Origin of the sequence: Caulobacter endophyticus (genome assembly GCF_003116815.1) — a bacterium.
GTDB classification, from domain to species: domain Bacteria; phylum Pseudomonadota; class Alphaproteobacteria; order Caulobacterales; family Caulobacteraceae; genus Caulobacter; species Caulobacter endophyticus.
The window spans coordinates 65876-90208 of sequence record NZ_QDKQ01000033.1 but is presented as its reverse complement, the minus strand read 5'-3'; the positions used below and the strand labels follow the sequence as shown (position 1 = coordinate 90208).

At 68.8% G+C, this 24333-nt stretch carries 22 protein-coding genes, 1 tRNA gene and 1 pseudogene; 13 read left to right on the top strand and 11 right to left on the bottom strand.

What is annotated here, in order from left to right; translation table 11 throughout:
• Window positions 1-23 precede the first annotated feature (23 nt).
• Both DDF67_RS08480 and DDF67_RS08475 read left to right on the top strand, forming a co-directional pair.
• Entirely contained in the window at window positions 24-314 is a 291-nt protein-coding gene (locus tag DDF67_RS08480) for a nucleotidyltransferase family protein (protein ID WP_109100451.1), read from the top strand.
• A 63-nt stretch (window positions 315-377) separates the two neighbouring features.
• Window positions 378-647, top strand: a pseudogene (locus DDF67_RS08475) (HepT-like ribonuclease domain-containing protein); the annotation flags it as partial.
• Here the strand turns inward: DDF67_RS08475 and DDF67_RS08470 are convergent.
• On the bottom strand, window positions 644-2014 hold the full coding sequence (locus tag DDF67_RS08470; protein ID WP_109100449.1) for an MFS transporter: 1371 nt from the start codon (window positions 2012-2014) through the stop codon (window positions 644-646). The pseudogene DDF67_RS08475 and the gene DDF67_RS08470 overlap by 4 nt on opposite strands.
• 113 nt (window positions 2015-2127) lie before the next feature.
• Here DDF67_RS08470 and DDF67_RS08465 point away from each other — a divergent pair, with 113 nt between their 5' ends.
• Window positions 2128-2841 carry an extensin-like domain-containing protein gene (locus DDF67_RS08465; protein ID WP_109100448.1) on the top strand — a complete coding sequence of 238 codons (714 nt, stop codon included), beginning with the start codon at window positions 2128-2130 and terminating at the stop codon, window positions 2839-2841.
• Window positions 2842-2942: 101 nt separating this feature from the next.
• The gene (locus tag DDF67_RS08460; protein WP_109100447.1) at window positions 2943-3389 is read left to right on the top strand and encodes a response regulator transcription factor; all 447 of its coding nucleotides are present in this window, start codon (window positions 2943-2945) and stop codon (window positions 3387-3389) included.
• A 7-nt stretch (window positions 3390-3396) separates the two neighbouring features.
• Here DDF67_RS08460 and DDF67_RS08455 read toward each other — a convergent pair whose 3' ends face one another.
• Together DDF67_RS08455 and DDF67_RS08450 are read right to left on the bottom strand one after the other, a co-directional pair.
• Window positions 3397-5973 carry a response regulator gene (locus tag DDF67_RS08455; protein WP_109100446.1) on the bottom strand — a complete coding sequence of 859 codons (2577 nt, stop codon included), beginning with the start codon at window positions 5971-5973 and terminating at the stop codon, window positions 3397-3399.
• Between the two features lie 125 nt (window positions 5974-6098).
• A complete protein-coding gene (locus DDF67_RS08450) occupies window positions 6099-6863 on the bottom strand; it encodes an SDR family oxidoreductase (protein ID WP_109100445.1) in 765 nt (254 codons plus the stop codon).
• A 158-nt stretch (window positions 6864-7021) separates the two neighbouring features.
• Here DDF67_RS08450 and DDF67_RS08445 point away from each other — a divergent pair, with 158 nt between their 5' ends.
• Complete coding sequence (locus tag DDF67_RS08445; RefSeq protein WP_109100444.1) at window positions 7022-7501, top strand: SRPBCC family protein; 480 nt, start codon at window positions 7022-7024, stop codon at window positions 7499-7501.
• Between the two features lie 13 nt (window positions 7502-7514).
• Here DDF67_RS08445 and DDF67_RS08440 read toward each other — a convergent pair whose 3' ends face one another.
• The 5 genes from DDF67_RS08440 to DDF67_RS08420 form a co-directional block, all read right to left on the bottom strand.
• Window positions 7515-9374, bottom strand: a complete 1860-nt coding sequence (locus tag DDF67_RS08440; protein WP_109100443.1) for a glycoside hydrolase family 2 protein — start codon at window positions 9372-9374, stop codon at window positions 7515-7517.
• A gap of 89 nt (window positions 9375-9463) precedes the next feature.
• The gene (locus DDF67_RS08435; RefSeq protein ID WP_109100512.1) at window positions 9464-10111 is read right to left on the bottom strand and encodes an Isoquinoline 1-oxidoreductase subunit; all 648 of its coding nucleotides are present in this window, start codon (window positions 10109-10111) and stop codon (window positions 9464-9466) included.
• Window positions 10112-10149: 38 nt separating this feature from the next.
• Window positions 10150-10851: a type 1 glutamine amidotransferase gene (locus DDF67_RS08430; protein WP_109100442.1), complete on the bottom strand. Its 702-nt coding sequence runs from the start codon at window positions 10849-10851 to the stop codon at window positions 10150-10152.
• Between the two features lie 10 nt (window positions 10852-10861).
• Entirely contained in the window at window positions 10862-11440 is a 579-nt protein-coding gene (locus tag DDF67_RS08425) for a cob(I)yrinic acid a,c-diamide adenosyltransferase (protein ID WP_109100441.1), read from the bottom strand.
• A 46-nt stretch (window positions 11441-11486) separates the two neighbouring features.
• Window positions 11487-11684: a twin transmembrane helix small protein gene (locus DDF67_RS08420; RefSeq protein WP_058347782.1), complete on the bottom strand. Its 198-nt coding sequence runs from the start codon at window positions 11682-11684 to the stop codon at window positions 11487-11489.
• Window positions 11685-11994: 310 nt separating this feature from the next.
• On the opposite strand from DDF67_RS08420, the gene DDF67_RS08415 reads away from it, so the two are divergent.
• From DDF67_RS08415 to DDF67_RS08405, 3 genes are all read left to right on the top strand, one after another.
• Window positions 11995-12213: a hypothetical protein gene (locus DDF67_RS08415; protein WP_058347790.1), complete on the top strand. Its 219-nt coding sequence runs from the start codon at window positions 11995-11997 to the stop codon at window positions 12211-12213.
• Window positions 12210-12857, top strand: coding sequence for a TetR/AcrR family transcriptional regulator (locus DDF67_RS08410; RefSeq protein WP_058347781.1), 648 nt, complete (start codon window positions 12210-12212; stop codon window positions 12855-12857). The genes DDF67_RS08415 and DDF67_RS08410 overlap by 4 nt, the downstream gene beginning before the upstream one ends.
• A gap of 138 nt (window positions 12858-12995) precedes the next feature.
• The gene (locus DDF67_RS08405) at window positions 12996-13598 is read left to right on the top strand and encodes a TetR/AcrR family transcriptional regulator (protein ID WP_109100440.1); all 603 of its coding nucleotides are present in this window, start codon (window positions 12996-12998) and stop codon (window positions 13596-13598) included.
• A 10-nt stretch (window positions 13599-13608) separates the two neighbouring features.
• Here the strand turns inward: DDF67_RS08405 and DDF67_RS08400 are convergent, their stop codons facing one another.
• A complete protein-coding gene (locus tag DDF67_RS08400) occupies window positions 13609-14763 on the bottom strand; it encodes an aminotransferase (protein WP_109100439.1) in 1155 nt (384 codons plus the stop codon).
• A gap of 189 nt (window positions 14764-14952) precedes the next feature.
• Between DDF67_RS08400 and DDF67_RS08395 the strand changes: the two genes are divergently transcribed.
• The 3 genes from DDF67_RS08395 to DDF67_RS08385 all read left to right on the top strand — a co-directional run bounded on the left by DDF67_RS08395 (window position 14953) and on the right by DDF67_RS08385 (window position 19903).
• Window positions 14953-15204: a GlsB/YeaQ/YmgE family stress response membrane protein gene (locus DDF67_RS08395; RefSeq protein ID WP_109100438.1), complete on the top strand. Its 252-nt coding sequence runs from the start codon at window positions 14953-14955 to the stop codon at window positions 15202-15204.
• Entirely contained in the window at window positions 15204-16514 is a 1311-nt protein-coding gene (locus tag DDF67_RS08390) for a PQQ-dependent sugar dehydrogenase (RefSeq protein ID WP_109100437.1), read from the top strand. Before DDF67_RS08395 ends, DDF67_RS08390 begins: the two co-directional genes overlap by 1 nt.
• 407 nt (window positions 16515-16921) lie before the next feature.
• The gene (locus DDF67_RS08385) at window positions 16922-19903 is read left to right on the top strand and encodes a TonB-dependent receptor plug domain-containing protein (protein ID WP_109100436.1); all 2982 of its coding nucleotides are present in this window, start codon (window positions 16922-16924) and stop codon (window positions 19901-19903) included.
• Window positions 19904-20194: 291 nt separating this feature from the next.
• Here DDF67_RS08385 and typA read toward each other — a convergent pair whose 3' ends face one another.
• Together typA and DDF67_RS08375 are read right to left on the bottom strand one after the other, a co-directional pair.
• A complete protein-coding gene (gene typA / locus DDF67_RS08380) occupies window positions 20195-22030 on the bottom strand; it encodes a translational GTPase TypA (RefSeq protein WP_109100435.1) in 1836 nt (611 codons plus the stop codon).
• A gap of 522 nt (window positions 22031-22552) precedes the next feature.
• Window positions 22553-23488, bottom strand: a complete 936-nt coding sequence (locus DDF67_RS08375) for an N-formylglutamate amidohydrolase (protein WP_109100434.1) — start codon at window positions 23486-23488, stop codon at window positions 22553-22555.
• Window positions 23489-23640: 152 nt separating this feature from the next.
• Here DDF67_RS08375 and cpdR point away from each other — a divergent pair, with 152 nt between their 5' ends.
• The gene (cpdR, locus tag DDF67_RS08370; RefSeq protein WP_058350243.1) at window positions 23641-23997 is read left to right on the top strand and encodes a cell cycle two-component system response regulator CpdR; all 357 of its coding nucleotides are present in this window, start codon (window positions 23641-23643) and stop codon (window positions 23995-23997) included.
• Between the two features lie 132 nt (window positions 23998-24129).
• Window positions 24130-24204 (top strand) — tRNA-Val (locus DDF67_RS08365).
• The last annotated feature ends 129 nt before the right edge of the window (window positions 24205-24333 follow it).

Genomic DNA, 24333 nt, shown 5'->3' with positions numbered 1-24333 from the left:
ATGTTTCGTGCTATGATAATCGCATGACCCTCGACGAGGCCCTCACCAAACTGCGCGCGGCTAAGCCGCTGCTCGACCGCTACGGCGTCGCGCGCGTCGGCGTCTTCGGTTCCACGGCGCGCGGCGAGGCTGGTCCGGACAGCGACGTGGACGTGCTGGTGGAATATGAGCCCTCGGTGTTGCCGGGCTTCGGGTTCTTCCGCCTGGAGCGTGATCTGGTGGAACTGCTGGGTCGACCGGTCGATCTGGTGACCGAGGATGGCCTGCATCGCCTCGTCAAGGAGCCCGTGTTGCGAGAGGTCGTCTTTGCCTGACGCTTCTGCTCGAACCCACGCGACCGAGCTGCTGGAGGTTATCGTAAAGATCGAGAGCTTCTCGCCGACGTCGACCAGGCTGCGTTTCTGTCGGATGTGATGCGTCGCGACGCCGTCGCCATGAATTTGCTGGTGATCGGTGAAAGCGCGGCCCGACTGCCGTCCGAAGTACGCGACCTTGAACCTGAGGTCGACTGGGTTGCGTCCATAGGCCTCCGCAACCGTATCGCCCACGGCTATTCCAGCATCAGCTTCACGATCGTCTGGTCCATCGTCGTCGTGGAGTTGCCGGGTTTGCGCGCCGCTATCGAGCGGATCATCATCCGGCTCTAGCGCCTGACCAGCCGCCAGGCCGCCGCGAAGCCGACCAGCGCCAGCGGCGCGAAGGCGGCGAATAGCCAGGGGCCGTGGGCGAAGGCGGCGGCCGGGTCGATGCCGTGGCCGAAACCCAGCAGGTTGGCCATGGCCCCGGCGGCGGCCGAGCCGGCCGCCCCGCCGATCAGCTGCACCGTGGGTACGGCGGACGAGGCCAGGGCCTGCTCTTCTGTTGGCGCGCCCGCGATGGTCCGGCGGGCCAGGAACGCCCAGCAGAGGCCAAAGCCGCAGCCGACCGCCAGCAGCGACAGGCCCGTGCTCCACAGCCCGCCGCGCGTGACCGCCAGGGCGGCCACGGCGACGCCCGCCAGGATCACGAAGGCTCCGCCGCGGATGGCCAGCGGTTCGTGCTCGGCCTTCAGGCGGGCCACCAGCATGGCGCAGACCGTCCAGCCGGCCGCGATGCCGCCGGTCACGTAGCCGGCGACCAGGGGCGAGGCGCCGTGGCGGGCCTGGATGAAGGCGGGGCCATAGACGGTGAAGGCGATGGCGGCGGCCTCGCAGGCGAACATGGTCAGCAGGCCAAGGCCGGTGGCGGTCGACAGGTCGGCGGCCGAGCGCGGCAGCAGGCGGTCGGGCGAGGCGCGGTTGACGGCCAGCATCGCGGCCATGGCCACGACGCCGAGTGCGGCGCAGGCGCCCGCCAGCGCCGGCGAGGCTGCGACCCCGGCCGCGCCGATCAGGCCGACGCCGACGACCAGCAGCAGCAGCTGTCGACTGGGGATGCGGGTGCGGCCGGCCTGCCGCTTCTCGCCGGGCAGCATCGCCAGCACCGCGACGACGAAGACGATCCCCTGGATCACGAAGGCCCAGAACGCCCCGCGCCAGAAACCGGCGGCGGCGAACACCCCGCCCAGCATGGGCCCCAGCAGGGTCGCCCCGCCCCACACCCCGGCCACGGCCCCATAGACGCGCGGCCACAGGCTTTCGGGGAAGAGGGCGGTGATCGCCACGTAGCACAGGGCCACCACGGCGCCCGCGCCCAGGCCTTGCACCAGCCGGCCGGTGACGAAGGTGACGAAGTCGGGCGCCAGCGCGCTCATGGCGCAGCCGATCGCATAGACCACGCCGGCGAAGGCGGTGGCGCGGCGCAGGCCCAGCCCCTGCGAGAGCTTGCCGCTGCAGGCGCCGGCGACGATCGAGCCGATCAGATAGGCCGCCACCGACCAGCCGAAATACTGATGACCGCCGATCTCGCGGGCGACGCTGGGCATGATGGTGGCCGTGACCAGGGTGTCGGCGGCGTTCAGCCAGATGCCCAGGCACAGCAGTCCAAAGCGCGGCAGCAGGGCGCGGTCGAGCAGGGCGGTGCGTTCGACGGACATCGACGGTCTCTGGGCGGTCGCTGGCCGACCGGGCAGGCGGTCATGCCCGTTTCCGTCCGGCTCGCCAAGCCGGCGCGGCGAACCGGACGGCTCGCCTGGCCGTTGCAGCCTGCGTGAAACCCGCTTCGCCCCAGGCCCTGGCGCTGGCCGAGATCGGCGGCTTCCTGCTGGACGCCGTCCTCGCGGGCCTGCTGCTTGCGGCCCTCGTCGACCGCATCGCCCCGCCGCAGGACCTGGCCTGGAAGCCGTTTTCGCTCGACCAGCCGCTGGGCCTGGCCACGGAGACCAAGCTGGCGCGGATCGGCGCCGACCCGGCCGCCTGCCGCGCCGCCATGCGGGCCGGCGGGATCACCCCCGTCGACCAGCCCGTCCGCGAGGAGGGCTTCTGCTCGACTCGCGACGCGGTGCGGGCGCCAAGCCGCCTGTCGCCCGCCGCCCCGGTCATGACCTGCCCGCTGGCCCTGCGCTATGCGGTATGGGAGCGGCAGGTGCTCTCGCCCGCCGCCGAACGGCTGCTGGATACGCAGCTTGTGCGCGTCGAGCACCTGGGGACCTATGCCTGCCGCACGATCTACGGCCGCTCCGGCGCGCGGCCCAGCCAGCACGCCAGCGCCTCGGCGCTGGACGTTTCCGGCGTGCGCTTGGCCGACGGCCGGCGGCTGACCATCGCCGGCGACTTCCGCGACCAGGGGCCGGAGGGCCGCTTCCTGCGGGTGGCCCGCGCCGGGGGCTGCGAGCTGTTCGGCGCGGTTCTGAGCCCAGACTACAACGCCGCCCACGCCGACCACCTGCACCTGGACCTCAGCCCCTACCGCCTCTGCCGCTGATCCCGCGACAATAAGCGCGCGCTTCCCACGCACGCGGGGGTGCGACAGACGCGCGGCGCGCGCTATAGTTGGTCGAGTACCCGACGCGTCCCGAGCCGCCCATGCCCCATTCCATCCTGGTGATCGACGACGACTTGCTGATCCGCGAGTTTGTCGACCTGGTGCTCAGCCAGGCGGGTCATCGCGTCACCGCCGCGCCCAACGGGACGATCGGCCTGGAAGCCCTCAGCCACGTCCGCGCCGATCTCGTGCTGCTCGACATCCAGATGCCGGGCATGAGCGGGCTGGAGGTGCTGCGGCTGATGCGCAGGCATCGCAAGCTGCGCACGCCGGTGATGATGATCACCGCCCGCGGCGATATCGACACCGTCAAGCTGGCCCTGAACGAGGGCGCCAACGGCTATATCGTCAAGCCGTTCACCGCCGCCGACCTGTCCAAGCGGGTCAGCGCCTTGCTGGCGCCCGAGCCCCGCGCCGCAACGCCTGCCCCGCCGCCGGCCGCCAAGCCCGCAGCTCCGCACCAGCCCGACACCTTCGAGATCGACTAGGAGAACTCTAGCCGGCCGCGACCTTGCGCGAGCGCGTCTCCGTTCGCGCCTGGGCGGCGACCACCACCTGGGCCAGGATGGTCAGCAGGTTGCGCATGTCGATCGGCTTGGCGACGTGGGCGTCCATGCCCGCCTCCAGGCAGGTGCGGATCTGGGTGCTCATCACGTCGGCGGTCAGGGCGACGATCGGCAGGCTGCGCCAGCGCGGATCCGCCCGCAGGCGGCGCGTGGCCTCCAGCCCGTCCATCACCGGCATGTTGACGTCCATCAGCACGATGTCGAAGGCCTCGGCCTCGACGGCGGCCAGGGCCTCCTGGCCGTTTTCGACCTCGACCAGCTCGCAGCCGAACGGCTCCAGGAACAGGCGGATGACCCGGCGATTGATCGGGTGGTCGTCGACCACCAGCACCCGCCGCCCGCCCAGCGAGGCCAGGGCGTCCAGCTCGAAGGTCGCGGCCGGCGCCTCGGTCGGCAAGGCGGCGGAGGAGGCCTCGGCCGCGTCGGCCATGAAGCGCAGGGTGAACAGCGAGCCCTCGCCCTCGCGGCTGCGCACATTGACCGAGCCGCCCATCAGCTCGGCCAGCCGCCGGGTGATGTTGAGGCCAAGGCCCGAGCCGCCGTAGTTGCGGGTGGTCGAGGCGTCGGCCTGGGTGAAGGCGCCGAACAGCTTGTCCAGCGTGGCCGCGCTCATGCCGATGCCGGTGTCGCTGACGGTCAGCTTCACGGATTGGCGTCCGCTGTTTGGCTCCAGCGCGCAGGCCAGGGTCACGTCGACCCGGCCCTCGCTGGTGAATTTCAGGGCGTTGGACACCAGGTTGGCGACGCACTGGCGCACCCGCACCACGTCGAACATCAGGCACGGCGGCGGGTTGCCGTCGATGTTGAACGACAGGACGATGCCCTTCTCGCGGGCGGTGGGCTGGAAGCCGTTGACCAACCGGCCGACGGCCTGGGTCAGGTCGCCAGCGGTGGGGGCGATCTCCAGCTTGCCGGCCTCGATCTTCGACAGGTCGAGGATGTCGTTCAGCAGCACCAGCAGGGTTTCGCCGGAATCGATCAGCAGGTCGACCTGCTCGCGCTGGCCGGAGCCCAGCTCGTTGGCGCGCAGGGCCTGGGCCATGCCCAGCATGCCGTTCAGCGGCGTACGCAGCTCGTGGCTCATCACCGCCAGGAACGAGGACTTGGCGTCGCTGGCCGCCTCGGCCCGGCCGCGAGCGTCCTTCAGGTGGGCCTGGGTCCGACGCATGTAGAGCGCCCAGGCCACGCCCCCGACCACCAGCAGGGCCATCAGGGCGGCGATGACGCCGGCGGCCTGCACCAGGCGGCGGGTCAGTTCGACCTCGGCGGTCAGGCGGCGGCTCTCGCTGCGCTTGGCCCGCAGTTCGGCCTCCAGGGCCGACGAGATCTGGGCGGCGGTGGCGGCCTGGGTGGCGCTGGCCTCGCGGGCGTGGGTGGCGCGCCAGCGGTCGAACAGGGCGAAGGCGTCCTTGCCGCGCCCCTCGGCGTTGGCGATGTAGGCCTCGACCAGCACCCGGCCCACCGGATCCGGGCGCGCCGCGCGCGGCGGCGCCTGGTCCAGCACGGCCAGATCGTTGCGGGCCTGGGCCGCATAGCCCGTCCGGGCCAGGGCCTTGGCCCGCAGCCGCAGTATCGACACCGACACCCGGTCGCGCGGGGCGGCGAGGGCCGGGCCTGCATCGACGAGGCAGCGCAGCACGGCGCGCGGGTCGTCGCGGGCGTCGGCGATCACCGCGCACAGGTTCTGGTCCCAGGTCAGCAGGTCCTGGTCGCCGGTGGCTTCGCTCATGCGGTGGTGCATGTCGGCGAACCGTTCGGCAGCCTGGATCTCGCCCAGCTCGGCGGCGGTGTAGGCGATGTCGTACAGCCGCTCGATCTTGCGCATGTAGAAGGCGTCGCGCTCGTCCAGCCGCGCGGCCTCGGCCATGTGGTCGAGGGCGCCGTCCTTGTCGCCGATTTCCGACAGCGTGTAGGAGTGCACCTGGTGGGCCTCGGCCAGCAGCGGCCGGGCGACCGAGCCGCGTTCTTCCAGGTCCTCGAACAGCTCGCCGGCGAACTGGCTGGCCTGGGTCCAGCGGCCGCTGCGCGCCAGGAGGCGGATGCGTTCGACGCCGGCCATCAGGCCGATCTCGCGGCCCGAGCCCTCCAGGAACCGCGCCCAGCGGGCGTCGTCGACGCCGCTCGGACCCCGGGTCTCCAGCTCGTAGGCGGCCTCCATCATCTCGGCCAGGGTCGACAGTTCGCTGTCGCCGTCCGCGCGGGCGGTGGCGCGCACCGTGGCGATCCAGTCCTTGAAGGCCTGGTCGACGTGGTTGCTCTTGTAGGCGTAGAGCACTCGCCACAGGGCGTAGAGCCGCGTGTCGCCCCGCTGGCGCAGGGCCCGGCGGCCGGCGCGCTCGACGTCTTCGTTGGCGTGGGGGGCGGGCCCGGCCCGCTGGACGCCGATCTCGCGATAGAGGGTCTGCAGCTTGCTGGCCTGGCCGCCGATCTCCGGCGAGGCGGCGCGGGCCGGCAGGGCGCCGGTCAGGGCGACGAGCGCGAGCAGCAGGGGCAGGATGCGCTTCAAGCGGCGGGTCCTCGATTGACCCTCATCTCCTAGCGGCAACCTCTTGTGCTGACGGTTAATTTCGGCGGGGCGCGACCCTGGGCCGCACAGGAAATCGCCGCCGTCGCGCCAGGGGCGAGCCCGCCCTAGATGGTCGCCCCGCCGTCCACCACCAGGGCTTGTCCGGTCATGAAGCTGCCCGCGCTGGACGCGAGATAGACCGCCGCCCCGGCGATCTCGTCCGGTTCGCCGATCCGGCGCAGGGGCACGCCGGCGGTCGAGCGCTCCAGGGTCTTGGGATCGTCCCACAGCGCCTTGGCGAAGTCGGTCTTGATCAGGCCAGGCGCGATGCAGTTGACCCGCACGTTGTCGGGGCCGAACTCGTGGGCCAGGTTGCGGGCCAGCTGGAAATCGGCGGCCTTGGAGATGTTGTAGGCCCCGATGATGGCGTTGCCGCGCAGGCCGCCGATCGAGCTGACGATGATGATCGCGCCGTCCTTCCGCTCGCGCATCTCGGGGGCGACCATCGAGATCAGCCAGTGATTGCTGATGATGTTGTTGTCGAGAATCTTGCGGAACTGGTCGTCGCTGATCCCGGCCAGCGGGCCGTAGTAGGGATTGCTGGCGGCGTTGCAGACGCAGACGTCGACGCGGCCGAAGGCGGCGCGGGTCTCGTCGACCAGACGCTGCAGGTCCTCCTTGGAGGCGATGTTGGCCGGTACGGCGATGGCGGTTCCCGCGCCGTGCTTTTCATTGAGGGCGGCGGCGACCTCTTCGCAGGGGCCGGCCTTGCGCGACGAGATCACCACCCTGGCACCATGCTCGGCCATGCGCTCGGCGATGGCCTTGCCGATCCCGCGCGAGGATCCGGTGATGATGGCCACCTTGCCGGAAAGGTCGAACAGGCTCACGGCGCGCTCCCTAAACAGTTGTTTGAATTGCCGGCACAGTGGCCTCGGGGGAGAGGCGGGTCAACCGGCTTCGAAAAAATGCCCGGCGCGTGTCGGGACGGGTCGACCCGCGCCGTCCTTGGGCCGAACACTGCTTCCAACGATACGGAGAAAACGCCATGGCTCTCGACGCCGCTCCCGCCGCCGCTCACGAACTGGTCCTGACCCGGATCATCGACCAGCCGGCCGAGAAGCTCTTCAAGTGCTGGACCACGCCCGAGCTGCTGCCCGAGTGGTTCTGCCCGCCGCCCTGGCGCGTGTCGCACGCCGAGATGGACGTGCGCACTGGCGGCTCCAGCCTGATCGTCATGAGTGGCCCGAACGGCGAGGAGATGCCCAATCGCGGCGTCTATCTGGAGGTGGTCGAGAACGAGCTGATCGTCTTCACCGACGCCTTCACCAGCGCCTGGGTCCCGTCCGAAAAGCCGTTCATGGTCGGCGTCGTCCGCTTCGAGGACATCGGCGAGGGCAAGACCCGCTACACCGCCATCGCCCGCCACTGGTCGGCCGAGGACAAGGCCATGCACGAGCAGATGGGCTTCCACGAAGGCTGGGGCGTCGCCGCCGACCAGATGGCCGCCCTGGCGGCGAGGCTCTAGGGCGCGAAAGCCCCTACCGCGCTTCCCCCGCCAGCTTCTCGTAGTAGTCGGCCAGCACCTTGAAGGCGGCCTTGCGCCGCCCGGTGGGCGAGATCAGGCCCTTGCGGTTCCAGCCCTGCTGGTAGACGGGGTGCTGGCGGCGCGGCGAGCGGAAGTCCTTGAGGATCCAGGGCGACATGCCGCGCAGGGACGGGGCGTTGGCCGCCATGGCCAGGGTCTGGACATAGTAGCGGGCCTGGAAGTCCTCGGAGAACTTGCGCATCAGGGCCGGATCGCTGAAGCCGGCCAGGGCGTCGGCGCCGAATTCGGAAAACACCATCGGCTTGTCGGTGGGCCGCCAGGCGATCTGGGCGACGGCGTCGAGGCTGTCGTCGGAGTACCAGCCGGCATAGGTGTTGACCGCCAGCACGTCGAGCTTGGCGGCCAGGGGGTCGTCGACGCCCATAACCTGCTTGCCATCCACGATCTTGCGGTCGGCCAGCAGGGCGGCGGTGACCAGGCGCGTGTCGTCCAGAGCCCGCACGTCGTCGGCCAGGGTCCCGAGGAAGGCGTTGCGGGCGTCGCTGACGGGGGTCTCGTTGGCCACGCTCCACAGCACGATCGAGGCGCGGTTGCGGTCGCGGCGGATGGAATCTTCCAGCATGCCGCGCGCCAGCGTCAGGGTGCGGGCGTTGCTAAAATCGACCAGCCAGTAGATCGGGATCTCGCTCCAGACCAGCAGGCCCATTTCGTCGGCCAGGCGCGTGGTCACCTCCGAATGAGGATAGTGGGCCAGGCGCACGAAATTGGCGTGCAGGCCGTCGCGCGCCTCGGCCAGCAGGGCGTGGGCGGAGGCCTGCGTGATGGTGCGGGCCGGGTTCTCGCCCAGCTCCTCCTCGTGCAGGCAGACGCCGCGCAGGAACACCGGCTTTCCGTTGACCAGGATCTCGCCGCCGCGCACCTCGACCGTGCGGAAGCCGACGCGGTCGGTCAGCACGTCGTCGCCGGCCCGGACGCGGACGTCATAGAGCACGGGCGCGCCGGGCGCCCAGCGTCTGAGCCCCCTGGGCGCAGGCGCCGACAGCCTGGCCACCCCATCGGCGCCGGCCTGGCCGGAGAGCGTGAGGTTGAGGCCGGCGACCTCGACCTTGACCGCCTGGCCGGCGGCGGCCGGACCGTCCAGGCGCACGTCGGCGGCGATCGCCTTGCCGTCGCGGGTCAGGCGCACCCAGGCCTCGTCGACGAAGGTGGCCGGCGTGATCACCAGCCGGACCGGCCGGGTGAGGCCGCCATAGGTCTCCCAGTCGGTGACCGGCGGCGGCGCGCCGTCGACGGCGGGAGTGGAGTCGACGCCGACCGTCACCTGGTTCTGGCCGGCGCGCAGCAGCCTGGTCACCTCCAGCGAGAACGGCGTGAAGCCGCCCTCGTGCTCGCCCACGGCCTGGCCGTTCAGATAGACCCTGGCGGTGTAGTTGGCGGCCTCGAACCGCAGGAAGGCCCGCTGGCCGGGCTTCAAGGCCGGCGTTTCGAACCGCCGCTGGTACCAGACCAGGCCCTGGTAGTGGCGCATCTCGGGCGCATGGGTCAGCCACGAGGCCGGCAGGGTCGCGGTCGGCGAACGCTGCATGTCGTATTCGTAGAGCGCCTTGGGATCGGCGCGGGTCACCTGCTCGACGTCGCTGTCGTCATAGCGGCGGTGGCCGGTTCCGGGCGGACCGCGATGGAAGCCGGCGATCCCGTCGCGATAGGGGTCGACCGAATAGTTCCAGGTTCCCGACAGGTCCTGGCCGTCGCGCCGGTCGGCCCGGGTCAGGGTCGGCCCCGCCTGCGCCGCCGAAGCCGCCATGGCCAGCATGGCCGCGGCCGCCAGAACGCGCTCGAACATCCGCCGCATCGACCTCTCCCTGTCCCGCAACGCTGGTAATGCCAACGTTGTCATTGGTCGGGATATTGGTCAGGCCGATCGCGGGTTGTCCAGGCGTCTCATGCCTTCGGGCACTTGGCCCCGGTGTCGATCCACGCCTTGATGATCTCGCCGAACTGGGCCTGCGTACCGGGAGCGGGCTTGCGGCCTTCGCCCGGGTTCCAGCCCCAGCCGACCAGATGGTCGCGGGCCATGTGCTCGTGGATCTGGGCCAGGGTCTTGCCGCCGTTGCGGGCCGGGTCCTTCAGCTGGGCGCAGATCTGCCCCAGCGACTTGCCCTGCCAGGCCATCTCGGCCGGGGCCAGCGCCCAGTGCGGGTCGCCAGGGATGCTTTTCACCTGCTGGCCGAAGGTCCTGACGTTGGCCGGTCCGTGGCACGACAGGCAGGGCATGCCGGTGGGACCATGGCCGCTCTGGCCGGCGACCATCGGCGGGTTGTGCGGATGCAGGTCGTCGCCCTGGGTGGGCGCGCGCTCGACCGGGTGGCAGTTCAGGCAGCGGGGGCTCTGGATCACCTTGCCCGCCTCGGTGAACAGCGCGACCGAGCGGGCGGCCGGGTCCTTGATCGACTGAAAGCTGGCGGCGGTCTTCAGGTCCTCGGCCGGCGGGGAGGCCGGTGCGGGACTGGCCGCGCCCTGGGTCATGGCGATCACGGCGCCGCCCGCCAGGGTCAGGCCGGCGGCGAGCATCACGGTGGCGAGACGCATGGCCTTGTTCTCCCGCTTGTCCAGCCGCAACGGCCAAGTCAGGCCTTGGTTGCCTCCCCAAGGAAGGCGCCGATCCAGCCGGCGATGCGCCTGCTGTCGTTGGGCGCGGCCAGGGAGGCCACGGCCGCGTCGGCCTGTTCCTCGGAAAACCGCGTGCCGCGCCGGCTTTCGATCAGGGCCGTGGCGTAGGCCGGGTCGAACTCCGGGTGGAACTGCATCGAGATGGCCTTGTCGCCATAGGCCAGCACGCCGAACGGGGTGAAGTCGCTGCCGGCCAGCACCTGGCCGCCCGGCGCCAGGGTCACGACCTGGTCCTGGTGCGAACCGGGCGCGCTGACATGGGCGACATCGTCCATCCAGGCCGCCGGCTTCGACACCGAATAGCTCTGCAGGCCGATGCCCCAGCCCTTGTCGGACTTCACCGCGCTGCCGCCGAAAGCCTCGGCCATCACCTGGTGGCCAAAGCACACCCCGACCAGCGGAACCTGGTCGCGGGCTGAGGCCAGAAAGCCCTTCAGCGGCTCGATCCACGGCAGGTCGTCATAGACCCCCGCCGAGCTGCCGGTGACGATGTAGGCGTCGCAGGCGTCGAGCGTCCTGGGCAGAACGCCGGCCTGGACGTCGAAGGTCGCGTAGTCGTGGCCAGGCCCCAGCAGGCGCTGGAACATGCCGCCGTAGCGGCCGTGGTCGGAGATCAGGCTTTCGGGCGGTTCGCCCGTTTCCAGGAGGCCGATGCGCATCGAAGAGGTCCTATCGCGTCGCGCCGGGCTTCCACAGCACGTCGCTCGCGCCGTCGGAATTGGCGCGTCGGGCGGCCACGAACAAGAGGTCCGACAGGCGATTGAGATATTTAAGCGCCGGCTGGCCGACGATCTCGCCATCCGTTGCGGCCAGCGCCACGCAGGTGCGCTCGGCCCGGCGGCAGACGGTGCGGGCCACATGCAGCGCCGCCGACAGCGGCGAGCCGGCCGGCAGCACGAACGAGGTCAGGGGCGAGAGGCGTTCGTTGACCAGGTCGATCTCCGCCTCCAGCCGCGCGACCTGGGCCTCGACCACGCGCAGCGGCTCCCACTCGGGCTTTTCGTTCTGCTCGGGCGTAGCCAGGTCGGCGCCCAGGTCGAAGAGGTCGTTCTGGATCCGCTCGAGCATGGCGTCGAGCTCGGGGTCGCCGCTGGCGTGCTGGCGGGCCACGCCGATGAAGGCGTTGGTCTCGTCGACGCCGCCATAGGCCTCGACGCGCAGGGAGGCCTTGCTGACCGGCTCGCCCGTCGACAGCCGGGTCGAGCCCTTGTCGCCGGTGCGCGTATAGATGCGGTTGAGCACGACCACGCCGTTATCTCCTGAAACAAAGCTGCAAAATCAGCCGGCTAGAGCTTTACCGGTGGCTCCACCAGAAGGCGGCCACCAAGACCAGTACGGCGACGAACTGCAGCACCACGCGCAGGCGCATCAGCCGGTTGGAATAGGAGCGGCCGAAGTCGCCGCCGCGGAAGAGGGCGTAGATCCCGACGCACAGCGTCGCCAGCACGGCGAACAGGGCGATGGGGATGGCGATTTGGAACAGGTTGGCCATGGCGCTCAACCTAGGCTGCTCGCTTCATGAACGCCAGCGCCGCCCCGCTCGCCTCAAGATCGCAAAACATGTTCGGCGAGTATGTTCGTTGAGCGCATTTGACGCATCGACGAATGAGCAGCGCTACCATAGAACGATTTCCAGCAAAGTTTGACAGACTTTGATACGATTTGTGGGTTGAAATCCCTTGTTTACAAGGGTAGACGGCCCCACCTGAATTCACAGTGCGCGTTCGTTGAACATGATCGACGCCAAGCCGCGGATCGTTCAGCGCAGTTTGTTCCCCGCGGCCGGCCTGGAGAGAGAAGTCATGTCGCAGAGCGCCCGGCTCGCCGCGATCCCTTCCGAGAGAGACGAAGCGCTCGCGGAAGTCCGCCAACTGATCACCGACCTTCGAGACGCCGCCCAGGATGGGCGCGATCTCGCCCGCCGCTACGCCGACGTCCTGCAAAATGTCGTCGACGAGTACTGCATCGAATTTGAAAAGCGCGCCGAAGCCGCGCTCGCCCGCCTGGAGGCCGCCGCATGAGCTTTGTTTCCGTCAACATCGAGTCCGGTTCTGAAACCCCGGTGAAGCTGACCCGCCGGGCGCTGGCCAAGCAGCGCACCCGCGAACGCGTGCTGTCGGCCGCCCGCCGCCTGTTCAGCGAGCGCGGCTACGAGGGCGCCACGATCCGTGACATCGCCCAGGCCGCCGGCATGTCGACCGGCGCCGTGTTCGCGTCGTTCTCGGACAAGTCGGAGCTGTTCGACGAGATCCTGACCGCCGACTACGAAGTCATCTACGCCCAGATGAAGCAGGCCGCCCGCGAAGGCGAAACCGTCGCCGACGCCCTGCTGGGCCTGTTCGGCGTGGCCTACAGCTTCCACCTGGAGCAACTGCCGCTGCTGCAGGCCAGCATCGCCGTCAGCTGGACCCGTTCGGACGCCGCCGAAAAGCGCGCCCGCACGGATATCAAGCACCTGTTCGCCCTGATCACCGACGCTCTGGAGCGTGGCGTGCAGGCCGGCGAGCTGAAGGCCGACGTGGACGCGAAACTCGTGGCCGAGATCGCTTGGGACGTGTATGTCGCCAACTACCGCCGCGCCGTCTACGACGGCTGGACGGTCGAAAACCTGGTGGCTCACCTGCGTGAACAGCTGAAGCTGATCCTCGCCGGCGTCCGCGCCTAAGGACGGTTCCGCCGGGGGGCGGAGACGTCCCCCGGTCGTCCAGGTCAACGACAATAGGAACGAGACATGCGCCCGTTGGGGTCGGGCGTGCGTTTCGATGTGTTGAAATCAGCGCTGCGTGTCCGGAGGGGGAACTGCGTGGGCGTACGCGACGAACAGAAACAGGCGACGCGCGAGCGCGTGCTCGTTGCCGCGCGAGACCTGTTCAACGAGACCGGTTACGAAGAGACCACGATCCGCGCCATCGCCGAACGGGCGGGCGTGTCGGTGGGCAGCGTCTTCACGACCTTCGCTTCAAAGGCCGAGGTGCTCAGCCACGTGATGGAACGGCGCCTGGGCGATCTCTATGCCGAATTCGACCGGGTGCTGCCGTTCCTGCGCGGCTCCACGGGCGACCGGCTGTGCTCGATCTTCGCTATCCACTACGAGTTCGAGACCCGGCGGGTGCGCCTGTTCCTGGCCCACATCGCGGCCTCCTACAGTCCCAGCAACGACCCGGGCGTAAAGCCGTACGGCCGTAACGAGCGGCTGTCGGACATGCTCGAGCAGGTGCTGCAGGAGGGCGTGGCGCGCGGCGACGTGCGTGGCGACCTCGACCTGGCCTTGACCGTGGAAGTGCTGAAGGCCTGCTATGCCTCCAACTACCGGATGGCCGCCGCTCGCGGCGCCTCCGCCGAGGAGATGTCGGCGGCCATGGACAAGCAGGTGGCCCTGATCGCCGCCGGCTGGGCGCCGCGCTAGAGCAAGGTCTCTAGCCGGCGCGGGCCCTGGCCAGCCGCTCCACCGCCGCGTCCAGCACCGCGTCGGTCTTGGCGAAGCACAGCCGCAGCACGCTCGTCACCGGATCCTGCGCGTAGAAGGCCGAGACAGGGATCGCCGCCACCCCGTGCTCGCGCACGGCCCGCAGGGCGAAGGCGCGGTCGGCCTCTTCGACGCCCGACGCCGGCAGGTCGATGTTGAGGAAGTAGGTGCCGGCGCTGTCGAGCACTGCAAAGCCCGCCTGCCGCAGGCCGGCCGCCAGCCGGTCGCGCGAGCGCTGCAGGCCCGCGGGCATGGCTTCGAACCAGTCGCCGGGCTCGTCCAGGCCGAAGGCGACGGCCGCCTGCAGGTTGGGCGGGGTGGTGAAGGTCAGGAACTGGTGGGCGCCGGCCAATGCACGGGCCAGGGGCGGGGCCGCGCACAGGAAGCCGACCTTCCAGCCGGTCATGCCGAACATCTTGCCGGCCGAACCGATCTTCACCGTCCGCTCGCGCATGCCGGGGAAAGACATCAGCGGCCGGTGGGCGCGGCCGTCGAACACCACGGCCTCCCAGACCTCGTCGCACACCGCGATCGCGTCGTGGCGCACGCAGAACTGCGCCAGCAGGGCCAGGTCCTCGTCGGCCATCACGACGCCGGCCGGGTTCAGCGGGCTGTTGAGCACCACGAGCCTGGTCCTGTCGCTGAACGCCGCCTCCAGCATCGCCTGGTCGAACCGCCAGTGCGGCGGCGACAGGCGCACCAGGCGCGGGATCCCGCCGGCCCGCCGCACCATCGGCAGATAGGCGTCGTAGAGCGGCTGGAACAGCACCACCTCGTCGCCGGGCGAGATCAGGGAAAGGAACGCCGCCGCCAGGGCCTCGGTGGCCCCCGAGGTGACGATGATCTCATTGTCGGGGTCGAGGTCCAGCCCCTGGTCGCGGCCATAGTGGCCGGCCACCGCGCGGCGCAGCTGCGGCAGGCCGCGCATCGGCGGATACTGGTTGGAACCTTCGATCAGCGCCTCGCCGGCCTTGCGCCGCAGCGCGATCGGCCCCTGGTCGTCGGGAAACCCTTGGCCCAGGTTGATCGCCCCCAGCTCGCGGGCGAGGCCGCTCATCTCCTCGAACACGGTGACGGGCAGGTCGGCGAAGACGGGGTGGACCATGGCTTGCTCGCGGATACGGGCGGGGACCATGGCGTGGGCCGGCGTTGGAGCCAAGACCTTCCGCCGCGCCGGCCCCCACCGATCGCTTCGCGATCGCCTCCCTCACAGGGGGAGGTTCCTGAGCGCCAGGCAACCTGCGCCGCCCCCCGCGCATTCCCCTGACGCCAAGGGCTACAGGAGGACGACGGCATGAACGGCGTGGGTTTCATCGGTGCGATCATCATCGGCATCTTCGCCGGCTGGCTGGCCGAGAAGATCATGAAGCGCGACCACGGGCTGCTGACCAATCTGGTGGTCGGCCTGGTCGGTTCGCTGATCGGCGCCTTCCTGGCCAGCATGCTGGGCCTGGGCGCGACGGGCTGGGTGGGCAGCCTGGTGGTCTCGACCATCGGCGCGGTGGTGCTTCTGGCCCTGCTGGGCCTGTTCCGTCGACGCGCCTGATGCGGCGTCTGCTGATCGCCGCCGCCGGCGTGGCGGCGCTGAGCGTGGCGGCCTGCGGCGAGCGAGCCAACCTCGACGTCGCCGCCGGCACGGGCGCGAACCCGCAGCTGCCGGCGCCCAAGAAGACGCTGCTGCCGACGCTGCACATCGCGCCGGCCAAGGGCTGGCCGTCGGGCGGCGCGCCCAATCCGGCCGAGGGCCTGACCGTACAGGCCTTCGCCGACAAGCTGGACCATCCGCGCTGGATCCACGTGCTGCCCAACGGCGACGTGCTGGTGGCCGAGACCAACGCCCCGCCCAAGCCCGAGGACCAGAAGGGCCTCCGCGCCAAGATCCAGGGCATGGTCATGAAGCGGGCGGGCGCGGTGACCAAGAGCGCCAACCGCATCACCCTGCTGCGCGACACCAATGGCGACGGCGTGGCCGACCTGCGCTCGACCTTCCTGTCGGGCCTGAACTCGCCGTTCGGCATGGCCCTGGTCGGCGACACCTTCTACGTGGCCGACACCGATGCGGTGCTGGCCTTCCCCTACAAGGAGGGCGAGACCGCCATCACCGCGCCGCGCCGGCGGGTGACCGACCTGCCGGGCGGGCCGCGCAACCACCACTGGACCAAAGCGCTGATCGCCAGCCCTGACGGCCAGCACCTCTATGCGACCGTCGGCTCCAACAGCAACGTCGCCGAGAACGGCATGGCCGAGGAGGAGGGCAGGGCCGCCATCTGGGAGATCGACGTGGCCACCGGCGCCAAGCGACTGTTCGCCACCGGCCTGCGCAATCCCAACGGCATGGGCTGGGAGCCGACCTCCGGCGCCCTGTGGACCGTGGTCAACGAGCGCGACGAGATCGGCAGCGACCTTGTGCCCGACTACATGACCTCGGTGAAGGACGGCGGCTTCTACGGCTGGCCCTACAGCTATTACGGCCAGCACGTGGACGAGCGGGTCAAGCCGCCGCGGCCCGATCTCGTAGCCAGGGCCATCAAGCCCGACTACGCCCTGGGCCCGCATACCGCCTCGCTGGGCCTGACCTTCGATGCGGCCTCGAGCCTGCCGGGGCCGTTCAAGGGCGGAGCGTTCATCGGCCAGCATGGCTCGTGGAACCGCAAGCCCCACAGCGGCTACAAGGTGATCTTCGTGCCGTTCGCCGGCGGCAAGCCCTCCGGGCCGCCTCTCGACGTGCTGACGGGCTTCCTCAATGGCGAGGGCGAGGCCCTGGGTCGTCCGGTGGGCGTGGAGTTCGACAAACGCGGCGCCCTGCTGGTGGCCGACGACGTCGGCAACATCATCTGGCGGGTGGCCAGGCGCTGATCCGATTCCGGGGAGCGGACGCGGCGCCCAAAAGCCGGGCGTCCGTCCGCGCCTCCAATCGGCCGCTCGTCGCGAAGCGTTGTCATCAGCAACCGCTGAGACGAGTAATATATCTGCCGATATCGGCGTATTTCTAAAGTGAACTGATAAAACTATTAAATAGAATACATGTGCTTGGGTCGAGAGATAACGGCCGAACTGTGACGAACTAATGTCCTGTCCATGATCTTCGGCGGCTAACTATTGCTGTCGAAGGCGGCTTTGTCAGGGAATTTAGGTGAAAAGCCGGTTGACGGGGCGTGTTCGCGCTTCGCGGCCGTTTTCTCCGGCCTAAAGACCCCGTCAGGGCGGGAGCTTCGCGAGGGGCGAAGTTTCCACGCAAACCTATTCATGGGGGCATATTCTACATGCTTGACCGCAAGTTGCTGCTGGCCTCGTCGGTGATCGCCGGCCTGGGGCTGGGGCCCGTCGGCGCCTGGGCGCAAACTCAGACTCAAAGCCAGACCAAGTCCGACAAGGCTGCCTCGTCCGACGACGCCGTCGACGTCGAGGCCGTCGTCGTCACCGGCTCGCGCATCAAGCGCAACGCCTACAACAGCGCCTCGCCGATCCAGGTGATCACCTCCGAGCAGAGTGAACTGGAGGGCTTGGTCAACACCACCGAGATCATCCAGAGCTCGTCGCTGGCCAGCGGCTCGTTCCAGGTCGCCGACGAGATGACGGGCTACAACGTCACCGGCGGTCCGGGCGTCAACACCATCTCGCTGCGCGGTCTGGGCGCCAACCGCACCCTGGTGCTGCTGAACGGCCGCCGCCTGACGCCGTCGGGCGTGCGCGGCACGGTCGGCCCGGTGGACCTGAACACCATCCCCAACGCGATGATCGACCGCGTCGAGATCCTCAAGGACGGCGCCTCGTCGATCTATGGCTCGGACGCCGTCGCCGGCGTCGTCAACTACATCACCAAGACCGACTATGACGGCGGCCGCGTGCGGGTCTACGGCAACGCCCCGTTCGCCAAGGGCGGCGGCGGCCAGGAATATTCGGCCGAAGCCTCGTGGGGCAGGACCTTCGATCGCGGCTATCTCAGCGCCTCGGCCAGCTACTACAAACAGATGGCCCTGCGCCGCGGCGACCGCGACTACACCAGCTGCTCGGCCGACAACTATTACAGCACCACCACCGGCGCCCGCGTCGACCTGACCGATCCGGCCACCGGCGACTACAAGTGCTTCAACCAGATCAACAACGTCGCCTATACGAGCGGCTACGGCGGCTACTTCCAGTACATGCAGCCGGGCACGAGCTATTCGTACACGGGCAACACCGCTCCGGGCTTCGTGGCCAGCAACGCCGCCTTCGCCAACCTGGCCCGCGTGGCGCGCGCCAACTATCCCGAGACCTACCGCGTCGCCAACTACGACTCGTCGGTCTGGCAGCGGGCCACGGTCATCAGCCCGGTGGAGCGCGCCAGCTTCTACGTCACCGGCGGCTATGACCTGGGCGCCGGCGTCGAGGCCTATGGCGAGTTCCTCTACAACCGCCGCAACTCCGAACAGAACGGCGCGCGCCAGCTGTTCCCGACTGTCGCCACCACCAACCCGAACAACATCTTCGGCGCGGCCGGCGGCACGGCCTATCCGGTCATCGCGGTGGCCTACGACTCGATCCAGAAGGTCGAATACTACCGTGGCCTGGGCGGCCTGCGCGGCGACTTCAAGTTCCTGGAAGGCTCAAGGCTCGGCTTCCTGAGCGGCTGGGACTGGGACGTCTACGGCCAGTACGGCAAGTCGGACGGGACCTATTCGGTCAGCTCGATCAACAGCGACGCCATCGCCGCCACCACCTCGGCGGGCTCGTACTGCAACCAGTCGCTGGTGACGATCTCGGGCGGCGACTGCTCGACCCTGCCCACCGGCATTCCGTGGTTCAGCTCGCGCGTGATGGCCGGCCAGTTCACCGACGCCGAAAAGGCCTTCCTGTTCGGCGTCGACGTCGGCCACACCACCTACGAGCAGTCGCTGGTCGAGGCCAGCTTCTCGGGCGAGCTGTTCAGCCTGCCGGCCGGCAAGGTCGGGGCGGCCTTCGGCTTCACCTGGCGCCATGACGACTTCGACGACAGCCCGGGCACGGCGTCGCTGAACAACAACAACTGGAACCTGACCCGCGCCGGCCACACCTTCGGCACGGACACCACGACCGAGGCCTTCGCCGAGATCGACGTGCCGGTGCTGAAGGACCTGTTCCTGGTCAAGAGCCTGGACCTGCAGGTCTCGGGCCGCCACACCGAGGTCGACAGCTACGGCGACAGCGACACCTACAAGATCGGCCTGAACTGGCAGATCACCCCGACCTGGCGCCTGCGCATGAGCGACGGCACCTCGTTCCGCGCCCCGTCGCTGTACGAGCTCTACCTCGCCGACCAGACCGGCTACAGCGTCGCCGACCCCTGCATCCTCTACGGCAGCAGCGGCGCCAGCCAGACCATCGTCGCCAACTGCGCCGCCCAGGGCGTGTCGGCCACCCAGGCCAGCTACTCCACCCTGGTCACGGCCGGCGGCGGCAAGGGCATCCTGAAGGCCGAAACCTCGGAATCGAAGACCATCGGCGTGGTGTTCACCCCGGGCTTCATCAACCTGAAGGTCGCGGTCGACTACGCCGATATCGACATCAGCAACGAGATCACCCAGTTCGGCGCCGCCAAGATCGCTTCGCGCTGCTACGAGTCCGTGGGCCTCTCCAGCCCCTTCTGCCAGCTGGTGACGCGCGATCCGACCACGCATCTCCTGACGCTGGTCAAGAACGACTACGTCAACGTCGCCTCGCAGAAGAGCCGCGCGATCGACCTGACCACCGACTACCGCCACGACTTCGACAACGGCGGGCAGCTCTATTTCAACAGCCAGTTCAGCTGGCAGCTGCAGGACACCTCGAACCTCTTCGGTGAAACCGAGGAGGACGACTATAACGGCACGACCTACATCTACGACGGTCCCGACTTCTCGGGTAAGGCCAGCCTGTCTTATCGCCAGGGCCCATGGACCTATACCTGGTCGTCGACCATCACCGGCAAGGCCTCGGACGCCGAGATCCTGGGCGACACCGTCGGCAGCGCCAAGTACGCCACCTCCACGAGCTACGACTACGTGGTCGGTTCGACGTACTACAAGTACGTCCACGTGAAGTACCACACCGAGTTCATGGTCTATCACAACGTCTCGGCCCGCAAGGTGATCGACGACAAGACCACCATGACCTTCGGCGTGCAGAACCTGTTCGACGAGGCCCCGCCCTCGATCTCGAGCAGCTATCGCGTCGGCAATTCGGAAGTCTGGGGCTACGAGCTGCGGGGCCGCCGCGGCTTCCTCAGCATCGAGCGCAGCTGGTAAGCCGCGTTTCGCCTTGGAAGGCGGAAAGGCCGTCGCCCTCGCGGGCGGCGGCCTTTCTTTTGGTCACAGACCCAAGCTCCTCCCTCGTGCAACGGGGGAGGTGGCGCGCTGCGGATACGCAGCGTGACGGAGGGGGCGAGGGACGGAGCGCCGAGCCCAGTCTCGCCCCCTCCACCACTTCGTGGTCCCCCTCCCCCGTTTTACGGGGGAGGAGCTGGCGTCGCCCACGAAAAAGGCCGCCGACCCGAAGGTCGGCGGCCCGTTTCAGATCCCGAAGGAGCCTGGGAAGAACTAGTCTTCCTTGACGCGCTTCTTGCGGAACGACGGGTTCAGGGTCTGCTTGCGCAGGCGGATGTTCTTCGGGGTCACTTCCACCAGCTCGTCTTCCTCGATGTAGGCGATGGCCTGCTCGAGGGTCATCTTGCGCGGCGGGGTCAGGCGGATCGACTCGTCCTTGCCCGAGGCGCGGACGTTGGTCAGCTGCTTGGCCTTCATCGGGTTGACGTCCATGTCATCCGAGCGGGCGTTTTCGCCGATGATCATGCCCTGGTAGGTCTTCTCGCCGGCGCCGACGAACATGGTGCCGCGCTCTTCCAGGTTCCACAGCGCGTAGGCGGCGGTTTCACCGTCAGAGTTCGAGATCAGCACGCCCTTGCGCTGCTGGTCGATGGCGCCCTTGTAGGGTTCGTAGTGGCTGAACACGCGGTTCAGCACGCCCGAACCGCGCGTGTCGGTCAGGAACTCGCCCTGGTAGCCGATCAGCGAGCGCGACGGAGCGGTCAGCTGGATGCGGGTCTTGCCCGCGCCCGACGGGCCCATGTCCTTCAGCTCGGCCTTACGCAGCGAGAGCTTCTCGATGACGATGCCCGAGAACTCGTCGTCGACGTCGATCATGACGTCTTCCATCGGCTCGAGGCGCTTGCCGGTTTCCGGGTCGGCCTGGAACACGACGCGCGGACGCGAGATCGAGACCTCGAAGCCTTCGCGGCGCATGTTCTCGATCAGGACGCCCAGCTGCAGTTCGCCGCGGCCCGAGACTTCGTAGGCGTCGCCTTCGGTGCTCTCGGTCACCCGGATGGCGACGTTGCTCTCGGCTTCCTTCAGCAGGCGGTCGCGGATGACGCGCGACTGGACCTTGTCGCCTTCGCGGCCGGCCAGCGGGCTGTCGTTGACCGAAACGGTCATCGAGATGGTCGGCGGGTCGATCGGCTGCGAGGGCAGGGCGTCGGTGACTTCCAGGGCGCACAGGGTGTCGGCCACGGTCGCCTTGCTCATGCCGGCGATGGCGACGATGTCGCCAGCTTCCGCGCCCTCGTCGATCGGCTGGCGCTTCAGGCCGCGGAAGGCCAGCACCTTGGTGATGCGGCCGCGCTCGATTTCCTTGCCGTTACGGTCCAGGGCGTGGATGGCCATGCCGGGGACGGCGCGGCCGCTCTCGATGCGGCCGGTCAGCAGGCGGCCCAGGAACGGGTCGCTTTCGATCAGCACGTTCAGGATCTGGAAGGGCTCGTCGCGCTTGGCGATCTGCTTGGGTTCCGGCACGTGGCGGACGATCAGGTCGAACAGCGGGGCGAGGTTGTCGCTGGGCACGTTCATGTCCAGCGTGGCCCAGCCCGAACGGCCCGAGGCGTAGATGTGCGGGAAGTCCAGCTGCTCGTCCGTCGCGCCGATGGCGGCGAACAGGTCGAAGGCGGCGTTGTGGACGCGGTCCGGGTCGGCGTGGGCGCGGTCGACCTTGTTGATGCAGAGGATCGGGCGCAGGCCCATCTTCAGCGCCTTGGTCAGCACGAACTTGGTCTGCGGCATGACGCCTTCTTCGGCGTCGATCAGCAGGACGCAGCCGTCCACCATGCCGAGGATGCGCTCGACCTCGCCGCCGAAGTCGGCGTGTCCGGGGGTGTCGATGATGTTGATGCGGGTTTCGCCCGCCTCACCGTTCCACAGGACGCTGGTGCACTTGGCCAGGATGGTGATGCCGCGTTCGCGCTCCTGGTCATTGGAGTCCATGGCGCGTTCGGTCGTCGCCTCGTTGGCGCGGAACACGCCCGACTGGGCCAGCAGCTGGTCGACGAGGGTGGTCTTGCCATGATCGACGTGCGCGATGATGGCGATATTTCGCATGGACATGGGAGGACGGCGGGCTTTCGGAGAAAATCGGATGAGACGCTGCGCGCGTCAGGCGCGCGGCTTTTACGCGACTGCGCTGCGTTTATCCACCCCGTGCGTAAGGCGCCTTATGTCGCGGTTACCGGTGTCATCTCGCAAACCCTTATTCCTACCGGGTTTGAGGTGGTTTCTGGCGGTTGTCGTTTCTTGGGCAACTAATGCTGCAGCGCAGCAATGCCTATTTTATGGTCAAGCTTGCAGATCAGCGTTCTCCGATCCTTGCTGTGCAAAGGGTTGCTACAGGTTGACGCAGAAAATTCGACAACGCTGTCCAACTTTCCGCTTGCTCGATTTCGCAGCGCACCCTATAAGGAAGGTGTGAGGCGGCGCTGCCGCTTCTGCCCTTCCTGGGCGTTTCCTCCCTAATGAACTAGCCCGGCCTTACCGCCGGGCTTTTTTTTGGCCTGAGCCCGACGGGCGGCCAGTTTGCAGCCCTTTGCGGCGGTTTGCGGGCGCGTGGCCGTTCCGAGGCCCCCATCGTTCCTACTTCAGCGCCGTCCAGTCCATCCGCGTCAGCCGCTCGGTCAGTTGCTCGACGTGCGCCTTCAGCGCCGCCAGGCCCTCGGTGGGCTCGCGAGTCGCCTCGTTCATGTAGAGCGCGCGGTTGATCTCCACCTGCAGGGCATGGGTGCGGCGGCTGGGGCGGCCGTAGTGCTCGGTGGTGTAGCCGCCGGCATAGGGGCTGTTGCGGGCCACGCGATAGCCCATGTCCTCCAGCGCCTCCTCGACCAGCCTGGTCAGGCCCGGCGCGCAAGCCGCCCCGAAGCGGTCGCCCAGCACGATGTCGCACGGACCGCCCGCTCTCGCCCGCGTGCCGCGCGTGGCCGCCGCCGGCATCGAGTGCCAGTCGATCAGCACCGCCACGCCATGGGCGGCGCGGGCCTGGGCCAGCAGGCGGTCGAGCATGTCGTGATAGGGGCGGTGGCCGTACTCGACGCGGGCCTTGGCCTCCTCGAAGGTCAGCTTGCGCATATAGATCGGCCGGCCGTCGGCCACGCGGGCGATCGCGCCCAGACCGGCGGCGACCCGCGCCGTGCGGCCGCGCGCGAACTCGGGCAGGGCCTCGTCCTCGAACATCGCCGGATCCAGCTCCCACGGGTCGCGGTTGAGGTCGATGTAGGACCTGGCCAGCCGCGAGCGGATCGTGGCTGCGCCCAGGTCGGGGGCGCCGGCGATCAGCCGGTCGACGAAGGCGTCCTCCGAGCCCTTCAGCACCTCCTCGGGCAGGCGGGAGGCGGCCATCATCTCCGGCGGGTAGAGGCCGCCCGAATGCGGCGAGGCGAACACCACGGGGGTGGGCGGCGGGCGCCCGTCCGGCGCGGCCCGCACGGCCTCGAACGCCGGCCCGCGTCCGCTCGCGGCGTTCTGGCCGCTGGAGGAGGCGGCCGTTTCCGGCGTGATCGGGTCCCATGCGTTCATGAGTCACATAGTCGAGGGCGCCGGGCTTGCGGTCAAATGGCCTCGCGCCCTGTCGTATCTGTGGACGGACCGCGCCGGTTCACCGGCGATTTACCGTCCCAGACTTAAGATTCGGCTTTCCAGAGACGAGCTCCAACGGACACGTAAGCGACATGGCCCGCATCCTCCTCGCCGAAGACGACGACTCGCTGCGTGGCTTCCTCGCCCGGGCGCTCGAACGGGCCGGTTTCGAAGTCACCGCCTGCGCCGACGGCGAAGAGGCCGTCAGCCACCTCGAGCACCCGTGGGACCTGCTGCTGACCGACATCGTCATGCCCGGCATGGACGGCATCGAGGTCGCCCGCCAGGCCGCCGCCCGCGACCCGGCCCTGCGCATCATGTTCATCACCGGCTTCGCCGCCGTCGCCCTCTCGGCCCAGGACCGCGCCCCGGCCGGCGCCAAGGTGCTGTCCAAGCCCGTCCACCTGCGCGACCTCGTCTCCGAAGTCGAAAAGATGATGGCGGCGTAAGGGCTCCACAGCTTTCGGAAAACTTCTCCGAAAAAGTTTTCGAGGCGGCTTGCGCCCCGGCCAAGCCGCCGCTATACCCCCACACCTTCCCGGCCGGGACGTCTTCACGAAGACGCTTCGGATCGCTTTGGCGGACGCGTAGCTCAGCGGGAGAGCACTACGTTGACATCGTAGGGGTCACAGGTTCAATCCCTGTCGCGTCCACCATTCCTTCCCTGAAAATCAAGCACTTGCGCCAAGCGCCCTGACGGGCGGCGACGCCGTTGGCGCGTGTGTTGCCAGGCGATAGCGCCTCTCGTGCGTGAGCGGGCTCGTTTCCAAGGCCCGAGAGGAAGA